This window comes from Patescibacteria group bacterium (assembly GCA_041661505.1).
Lineage (GTDB): Bacteria > Patescibacteriota > Patescibacteriia > Patescibacteriales > JBAZCA01 > JBAZCA01.
Map to the genome: position 1 here is coordinate 1 of JBAZUF010000010.1, position 9,040 is coordinate 9,040.

The following is a 9,040-nucleotide window of genomic DNA, read 5'->3' on the forward strand; positions in this document are numbered from 1 at the left end:
CCTAGCTTTAAATATGCATTCGAAGGGGCAAGTGTGGTAAGTCCATGATTGATATCTGAATCAGTAAGATAAAAATTTCCGTTATAAACGTCCAATTTATCTACCGGACTCGTCGTTCCGATGCCGATATTACCGTTATTGCTTAGCACTAATTGATTCGTATTTTCCGCGGTTGCTCCCCAAGTTTCAAAAATCATATCCGCTGGAACTCTTGTACCGGCCGCACCGTTTTGATTTACTGTTATTTGCGCGCCCAGGTCAAAATTATTTCCGCTATCAACCCCCCTGAAATCAATCCTGCCTATTTCCTCTCCTGTTTCCGTGGTCGTTATTGTTCCAATGCTTGACGTCGATGACTTTCTAAATGTTAAAATCGAAGGGTTAGCATCGGTTGTGCTATAAGTATCAACATATAAATTACTGCCAGCGGTTGTTGCTAAGTCTAAAATTCCAGAAGGACTCGTCGTCCCGATGCCGATATTGCCTGCGCTATCAATCACGAGGCGATGGTCGCCGGAAGAGGCGTCATATATGGAGAATTTCCCGGCGTCGGGGGAGCCGCTGTAGAGAGTGAATATCCGCCCCGAGGAGCGTAAATCCGCAAGCTGAAGAGCCGGCGCGTCTGTGCCGTCATCTTCGAGCCTCGCGTACCCGCGGATACCGGTAGCGTGCGAACCGACCTGCAGAGGCGCAACAGGTACCGCCGTCCCGATGCCGATATTGCCGTTCTTGTCGACAATCAGGCTGGTCGCGGTTGAAGAGCCGATGACAAATGAAGGCTGTCCGGCGGGAGCATTGACAGAGAGCAGAGCCCAAGGCGAAGTTGTTCCGATGCCGACGTTGCCGCTTGAATCAAATATGACGCTGGGCGTAACTGAATTATGGTGAAAGCTAATATCCCCAGTAGCAGTTCTTGTCCATAACTCAAGATTATTCTGGCGGCTTGCAGTCGTAAAAGCAGAACCCATAACCTGGATGTCGGCAATATTAGATCCATTTTCATTAAATAATAACCCGTTATATCTAGAGTTGCTGGTAATGTTTATCTGCGGAGTATCATTTAATACGGTTGCCCCCGCGTAGTTTATAGACAATACCGAAGCCGGGCTTGTTGTACCTATTCCGACATAGCCGGCGGTTGTAATAACCATTTGGTCAGCGGAAGCAGTAGAATCAATCCCGTTTATATCTTGGCCTAAAGAGAATACGAGTTTGTTAGCGTCAGTACTGGTATCTCCAGCCATGCGAATAGCTGCTTTTGTATAGCTGTCAGCTACGCCGGATACTTTGAATTCAAGCCCCGTGTAAATTGCATTACCGTTGCTTTCCAGTCTTAGTCCATTGCTGGCGGTATTATACAAATGCAGAAGCCTGCTGGGGCTGGTCGTCCCGATTCCGACGTTGCCGCTTTGGTTAATTCTCATCCTCTCCGAAAAACTGCTCGCCCCGGTTCTTTGGCCGAAAACCATGGTTCCGGCATAACCCACGCTGTCAGACACGGTTCCAATATAAGCAAATCCAACTGTTGAGCTATTTTGAGTATTCCGGAAAGCGATTCCGCTGAATTTATCCGCGCCCTGATAACCGTTAGAAAGAACTTGCTGGGTCCCGTCCGGATAAGATCCGACTCCTGAAGAATAGGAGTTAACCGGGCCGGATAAAGTATGGACGTAAAATTGCGCTGTTGGGTTGGATACTCCGATGCCGACGTTGCCGCTTGCATTAACGATAAAACTGGTCGCGGTTGAAGAGCCGATGGCGAATGAAGGCTGTCCGGCGGGAGCATTGACAGAGAGTAGGGCCCAAGGCGAAGTTGTTCCGATGCCGACGTTGCCGGTGCTTGTTATATCCAAATAGCTTCCTTGGTTGCTGGCATCAGCACCAACCTGAAATAAATCGGCTGTTTGGCTGGGTCTTCCATAAATTGTTACTGCAGTTTGACCAACAAGCCCTGAATCAAATTTAGAAGTTCCCTTTACGCTTAAGGCGGAAGTGTTTGCAGAATTAAGATTATTGATATTGAGAAGATTACCGTTTATGCTTCCTAAACTATTAACTGTAAATGTATTTGTGCTATTACTACCAACCGTTAACAAACTACCAGGATTGGTCGTTCCGATGCCGACGTTGCCGCTTGCATTAACGATAAAACTGGTCGCGGTGGAAGAGCCGATGGCGAATGAAGGCTGTCCGGCGGGAGCATTGACAGAGAGTAGGGCCCAAGGCGAAGTTGTTCCGATGCCGACGTTGCCGCCATCTGTTGCAAGATAAGTTGAGCCGGTAGCAGTTAGCTGGGTGGTTGAAGCATTGCCGGTTAGAGTAAAGAGGCTGGTGATTGGATTAAAAGTGAAATTGGAATCGGAGGAGATGGTGTTTTCGTCAGTCCAGTAAGCGATCCGATAAGCGGCGCCGTTGCCTCTGCCCTGGACTCCGATAGTTGAAGTGGCTACCCAGGCCGGAAGACCGCTTGAGCTGGCGAGGACATAGCCGGCAGTGCCCAGTCCGAGTCTTGCGAGATAACCAGAAGAGTCGCGATAGTAAGTGTCGCCTTGGGCATCCGAGCCTAAAGACATAGTGTTAGTTGTTCCGGAAATAGTTCCGCCGTTAATCGTTATATTATTATCAATATAGGCGTCAGAAATTGAAGTCCCATTCCAGATTCCTTCAATCACGGTTCCAACGTTAGAGCGAGTAGCCGAGAGCCAGGGGAAAGTCGAAGTAGCGGTAGTGGAGGTCGCGGTAAAATAATCGGCCCGGACATCCATATCAAATACTCCCCGGCCGTTTACCGCCAGCCTTGCGTAAGGCGTCGTTGTCCCGATGCCGACGTTGCCGTCGCTTAATATTGTCATCGCGGCTCCAGAACCAAAAGTGTTGTTATTTACATTAAATTCAATTCCTTTTGTTGCAGAACCTTGTATTACAGCATTAGCAGTCGTATTGTTATATCCCAACATCGCCCTGCCTCCAGACAATTGAATGTAGGAAGTATTTGCAGAATTATTACCAAAATTTGCTATTGCCCCAGTGCCTGCAATATCCAACGCATTCCCCGGATTCGTCATCCCTATCCCGACGTTGCCTGATCCGTTAACATACACTAAGCTGGCGCCGGTTGAACTGGCAATATTAATGACTGGCTGTCCGGCTGTTCCCTGGACTGAAAATTTGGCCAAGGGGCTTGTCGTCCCTATCCCAACGTTGCCGTTTTGCAATACGGTAAGGACGTTTGCCGCTCCGGCATAAAGGTCTAAAATATTTCCCGTATCGTTTTGAGTAATAGTTAAGGCCGAAGCAGTTGAAGAAGCGGTGCTGATGCTGGTTACACCCTGGTCGGCAACAGTAAATCTCGCCGTTCCCTCGTCTTGAATATTAATCAGTCTTCCGTTCGTTCCGGCCTGGTTAATATTCAAGGCAAAATCCGTTGAGCTCGCGATATGGGAAAGCGCCCCGCCATCCGCCATAATTAAGCGGTTCACTCCGTTGTCGGCGATTTGGAAAATACTGCCGGTGCCGTCGTAATTTAAAAGTATCGCCGGGGTAGTTGAAGCCGAGTTGATGGTAATTTGCTTCGCGTTCATTATAACCTGGTCAGTCGTCGAGGCTTTGCCTAAAGTCAGGATGTCGTTTAAGGTATCGATTACGAGATTATTATCAGTCCCGTCGCCGACCGTAAAAGCGGTTGCCGAAGAATTGGTTATCCGCTCGTCGCCGTTTAAGTAAAGATTGCCGGTCATCGTCAAGTCCCCGGTGTAATTCAGGGCGCCCGATATTGTAATTATGTCATCGGTTGTGTCAACTTTAAAATTTACCAGCGTTCCGTCGCCGACCGAAAAAGCGCTGGCCGAGGTAACGCTTACGGTCAAAACATTATTCATGGCAGTCCTTGAATTAATTTCCGTTTCCGATCCGTTGATAGTTACGTCTCCGTTTAATCTCGCTTCTCCGCCGGAAATAAATCCGCCGGCGCCGGCCGAAAGCGAATTAGCGCCAAGGGTGCCGCTTACGCCCAAACTCGAAAATAGCGTGTGGCCGGCCTGGAAGGTTCCGGCGACCATTAAGTTTCCGCCGATCGTTTCCGAGCCCTGGATTAAAGAGTCGCCGACTACCGAAAGATTCCGCCGGGCGGTTATGTTATTCGCGTAAACGTCGTTTAAGTTTAAGGTGCCGGAAAACTCGGCCGTATTTTTTACTTTCAAATTATCGGCTTCCAGCGCTCCGTAAACTATTAAATCGTCTTCAACTGTTAACAGGCCTTCGCTGTTATAGAGGGCTTTTCTAAAATCCGATCCTTCAATAGAAACGATCCCGCCGTTAAAGCGGGCGTTTTTAGCGACAGTCAGTTTTCCCTTGATATCCGCGTCGCCGTTTACAAAAAGCTTTGACCGAGTTTCGACTAAAGTTTTTTGAATCACTGCCGGAAGGGGCTGGTTAGCTTTCGGGATGAAAGAGTTGCCGGAGGCGGCGGCAGGGCTAAAGCTAGCGGTCCCGCTATTTTTCGAATTTAATTCGCCCGGTTCGGCTACGGCGATTTTTTCACCGGCAACCTGGCCCTGGTCTATTGTTTTTGCCGGCCGGTAATTTTGATCTTGCTTCCGGTTATCGGGCTGTTCAAAATTTGTAGACAGCTCTATTTTGTAGATTTTTGAGTAGTCTAGGGCGAACTTTTTCTTTATCTGATCAGGAATTAAAAAATCCAGGGCGCGGGCGTAAAGGTTTAAGGCCGACCCGAAAGAATTTTTAAGCCCGGATTGCAAGTTGTCTTTTACGAGCCCCTCTAAATCCGAAATTGAACCGTTTATTTTTTCAAGCTCTAACCGAACTCCGGCTAAAGCCCCGCTGGAGGAAGAAGAAATATTGGACGAGGCGGCCATTTCTTTTCCGAATTTTTCAAAACCGGCCAGGATAGCCGGCGTGAAGCGCAGGATGCCAAAAAGGAGGAATACGGCCAAAGCCGCGTTGGCAAAGATTTTAACTTTTGGGCTATGGATAAAAGACGGCTCCTTGACTTCAAACAGCTTAATCGCGGTACCGGGAACAATCGCTGGATGAGTATCGGCCGCGGCCTTCTCTTCATTTTTTTCAGCCTTCTTTTCAGCGTTTTCTTCGGGATTAGCCGGACTCTCCTTGGCGTTTTCTTTAGAATCTGCCGCTTCTGCCGGCAGATATTCCATTGTTTTAGGGCGGCCGTTCATTTTTAATGCCTCTTCCCTTTTTTGCTCCTGGGCATGGCGCTCCAGGTATTCAGAAAACCATTCTTTGGAGGTAAAGTAATTCCTCCCGATCCGCCGTGCTTTAAGGCTGCCTCTTTGGACCAAAATCGAAATATAGGCCGGGCTGTAGGGGCCGTCGACAGCAAAATGCCGAAGCGGAAAAAGCTTCTTTAAATCCCCCGCCTTGGCTTTGCGGGGTTTCTGATTTTTGTCTTTATTTTCCGGTAAAAGCATGGGGAAAATTAAGCGGAAAATTTATCTTAAAAAATTTTAGCTAGTATTAAACGATATTTAACAATTGAATTATCAATTAAACATCGTTTTACTTATCCACAATTATACCAAAATTCATCAATCTCGGCAACAAAAAAAGTCCGCCCTGATTAGGGCGGACTGGAATATTCTATTTTTTACCCGCAAGGCGCTACAATCGGGCGTCGTTCGCTAAACCGCGTAAACAGGATAAAATTTTAATCCCAATTTATCCTGGCTGGCGCCGCGAGGGTTAAAATATAGAAGGCAAATCTCGGCTTCTGGGTAATATTTTTTGAAGTTTCTGGCAGATTCAAGCTTTGGGTTTTTAAGGCGGCTTTTTATCTCCAGGGCGGCTATTTTTCCCCCTTCTAGATTCAGTATGAAATCCATCTCGTTTTTATATTTATCCCGCCAATAATTGAAGCTGTATTCGCCTTTTATTAATTGCTGAAAAACGGCATTTTCCAAAAGCGCTCCCCCGTCCGGACGCTCGCTTATTCTTCTAAAATCATTGGCCGCGAAATTTCTTAAACCGCAATCAAAAAAATAGACTTTGGGATTTTTTACGATCTCCTTCCTCTTGTTTTTATAAAAAGGGGGAAGCAGTTTGGAGATAAAAGTTTTTTCAAAAAAATTAATATACCTTTTTAAGGTCGGGTAAGAATATTCCGAAAGCCGTCCAAGTTCGTTATATTCGATTAGGTTTCCGATTTGAAGGGCCAGTCCCTTTAAAAGTTTTTCCAGCTTGTAGTCGTCAATCAAGCCAAGAATGTCCTTAACCTCCCTTAAAAAGTAAGTGTTATAAATATTCTTCAGCACTTCTTTTTTTTCTTCATCGTTTTTAGATAAAACCACTCTCGGATATCCGCCGTAGATCGCGTACTCTTCGTAAAGCCTGGCAAATTTAGCATGAAGGTCATCCCCTATTTTTACCGGCGTAAGCGCCTTGAAGCCGCCGCTCATTTCTTTATACGCCGTAACTAGACCCTTCTCCCTATAGCCGATAAATTCCTCAAAATCCAAAGGATAAAGATTAAAAATAAATATGCGCCCGACCAAATATTTTAGCGCGTTAACCGCCAAATCGACGGATGAAGAGCCGCTTATAAAAATTTTGATCTTGTGTGAATCGAAAATATATTTCAGTTTTTTCCCTCCGGCGCGGGCATATTGGAATTCATCAATAAAAAGATACCTCTTATTTTTTACGTAAGCGCTAATAAAATTCTCAATATCTTTTTCAAACATACCCAAAGCTTCCCGATCCTCAAAACTTATAAAAGAGGCCGAATTAAGGCTTTCGAATATCCTTCTTAGAACCGTGGTTTTTCCGCTCTGGCGGGGGCCCAAAATAGCGATTATTTCCGGAGAATTAAGATACTTAAGAATCTTGCTCTCAATTTTTCGCTTAATATACATAAAATTATGCCTTTCTGGCTAAAATTTAAGCCTATATCAATTTTAGTTTAGACTAGAATTTAACCTTTGTCAAATTTTAATTCTTTAGTTTATTTCGCGCATCTAAAGCCGATTCCCGGAGACTCTTCAATCGGCTCATGAGTTAAGTCCAGGCTGTATACTCCGTTCGCGCCCCGGACCAGGGCTCTTCCCTGCGCCTGGCTGTCGCCCGCTTTTATCATTCCGATTCCGTTCGAGGCATGGTTAAGATAGTAAGGCGGAGCAATATTTAACCCGCCGTAATCGGAAACGTCCGCGTATTCAGTCCAGTCCGCTCCGGCCGTTTGCGGAAGTTCATTTTTGGTAACTGTCCGGTCAGTCCATTCGCTAACCGCGCCAGAGAGCTCTTTAATCTCATTGCCGTTAGACAATTTGAAATCCGCCGCGCCCGCGAGCTGTAAGCCTTCGGCATTCAAATCCTTATCATTATCTTTTACGCGGATAATATTTTCGGCAACCGTAAGCCATTCGTTTTCTGAAATTAAATGATAGCCCTGGCCCAGAGACTGGCATCGGACATCGGCTTCGCCTTGCGATATTCCGGTCCAGACCGGATTAGTCAAATTGGTAATATCGGCTAAAGCCGCTTCGCCTCCGGTTAAGCGCGCGATATTTTCCATTACGCAGAATCCGGGCATAGTTCCGTATTTAGCCGAGCCCGGCACCCAGACCATTCCCTCTTCGCAATACCCTTCATAAGCTCCGGCTACGACTTTTCCTTCAACGCCCAGGTCGCCCATAGTGTCGTCAACTTTTTCGTCTAGGCGCGAAGAGCAGGCGCCGGATGAGCAAACCATTATCCGGCCGTCAACTTCCAATTCCCCGACAATCGCGACTTTTCCTTGGGACGACACATTCATAATACTAACGTCCGCCGAGCGGAAATCAGCGACATTCCCTTCCCCGGCTTGATTAATGACAAAAGCCGTGCCGGTCGTTGTAGTCGCGGTTTTAATTTCTACGACTGAAACGCCCGGAGTCGTTGTTGAAGTATTGATAATAACTTGGGGAGCGCCGACCGCGACCGCGCTATTTTCCATGGAACTGGCAGTAGTATTTATTTCGGAAAAGACTACCTGGCCAAGCGAATCAATCATTATCGCTTGAGCTAAGGCATCGGTTTGCGACTTAATACCAACAATCTCGCCTTGCTGTTCATTTATCGCGTTAATAGCCGTTGCCAATATCGGCCTGTCATTCAGCGTCAAATACCCCTTGCTATTTAATCCGACTGCTTCAGGAATATTTTGCTGGATGTTTTGGGCGGAAAAACCATAATATTCATCACCCGTATCCAAGCCGCTTTCTTTAGTCCAATAATATTTTATCGGCTTAATGCGGGCTAAGTCAGCCAGTCCCCGGTTAAATTCTCCGGTAATATTTTTCAGCCTTTCGTCTGATGAAATATAAAGGGTTCCGCCGGCATTAGCCAATACGGTTCCGCCGCCGGATAAAGTGTTTAGGGTTAAGGCGCCGCCGTTCCTGGCTATGCTTAAAGCCGGGGCCCATGACGCCCAAACATAATCTAATATCAAATAATTATTCCCGGCATCCATTCTCCAGCCGAATAAGGGACTGCCGTTCACTGAATAGCGCAATTTTTGCCCTACTCCGGTCGTATCCGATCCGGCGCTAGTAAGATCTAATAGAGCCTCTGGACTCGTCGTCCCGATGCCGACGTTGCCGCCGGTACTTATAGTCATTTTCGCGGCGCTGGAATTTGTATAGAATGTAAGAGGCACATTCGTTATTGAACCTATATGTATTCCCGTAAGCCCGCCTAAAGAGCCCGCGAAAAAATCTCCATAATCGGCCGTACTGCTCGTTCTTACCCTTCCTACCACTTCAAGCTTTTGCGCCGGACTGGTTGTTCCTATTCCGACGTAGCCGCCGGTTGTAATTGTCAATCTCTGTCCAGATCCTATTGCCGCGGAATCAGAAATTGTAAAGGCGTTGGAATTTGACTGGTCCTCGCCCACAACCCATTGATTTTCAGTATTTTTGAATGATAATGCCGCGTCTAACGCGCCGCTTCTTTCAATTAACAACTGCGGTGCGGCAGTACTACCATATAAATTTAATAACGCACTAGGACTCGTCGTTCCGATGCCGAC

3 protein-coding genes are annotated in these 9,040 nt (G+C 46.7%); all 3 read right to left on the reverse strand.

Features of this window, described 5'->3' with window-relative positions:
• Positions 1 to 5,447, reverse strand: a 5,447-nt coding sequence (locus tag WC715_06290) for a hypothetical protein (protein ID MFA6172026.1), incomplete at its 3' end; no start/stop codon positions are given.
• Positions 5,448 to 5,657: 210 nt separating this feature from the next.
• The gene (locus WC715_06295) at positions 5,658 to 6,887 is read right to left on the reverse strand and encodes an ATP-binding protein (protein ID MFA6172027.1); all 1,230 of its coding nucleotides are present in this window, start codon (positions 6,885 to 6,887) and stop codon (positions 5,658 to 5,660) included.
• 89 nt (positions 6,888 to 6,976) lie between these two features.
• The coding region (locus WC715_06300) for a tail fiber domain-containing protein (protein ID MFA6172028.1) at positions 6,977 to 9,040 on the reverse strand (2,064 nt) is incomplete at its 5' end.

Excerpts from the sequence above, each read along its gene's own strand:
- WC715_06295 (MFA6172027.1), bottom strand. The coding sequence starts at position 6,887 with ATGTATATTAAGCGAAAAATTGAGAGCAAGATTCTTAAGTATCTTAAT.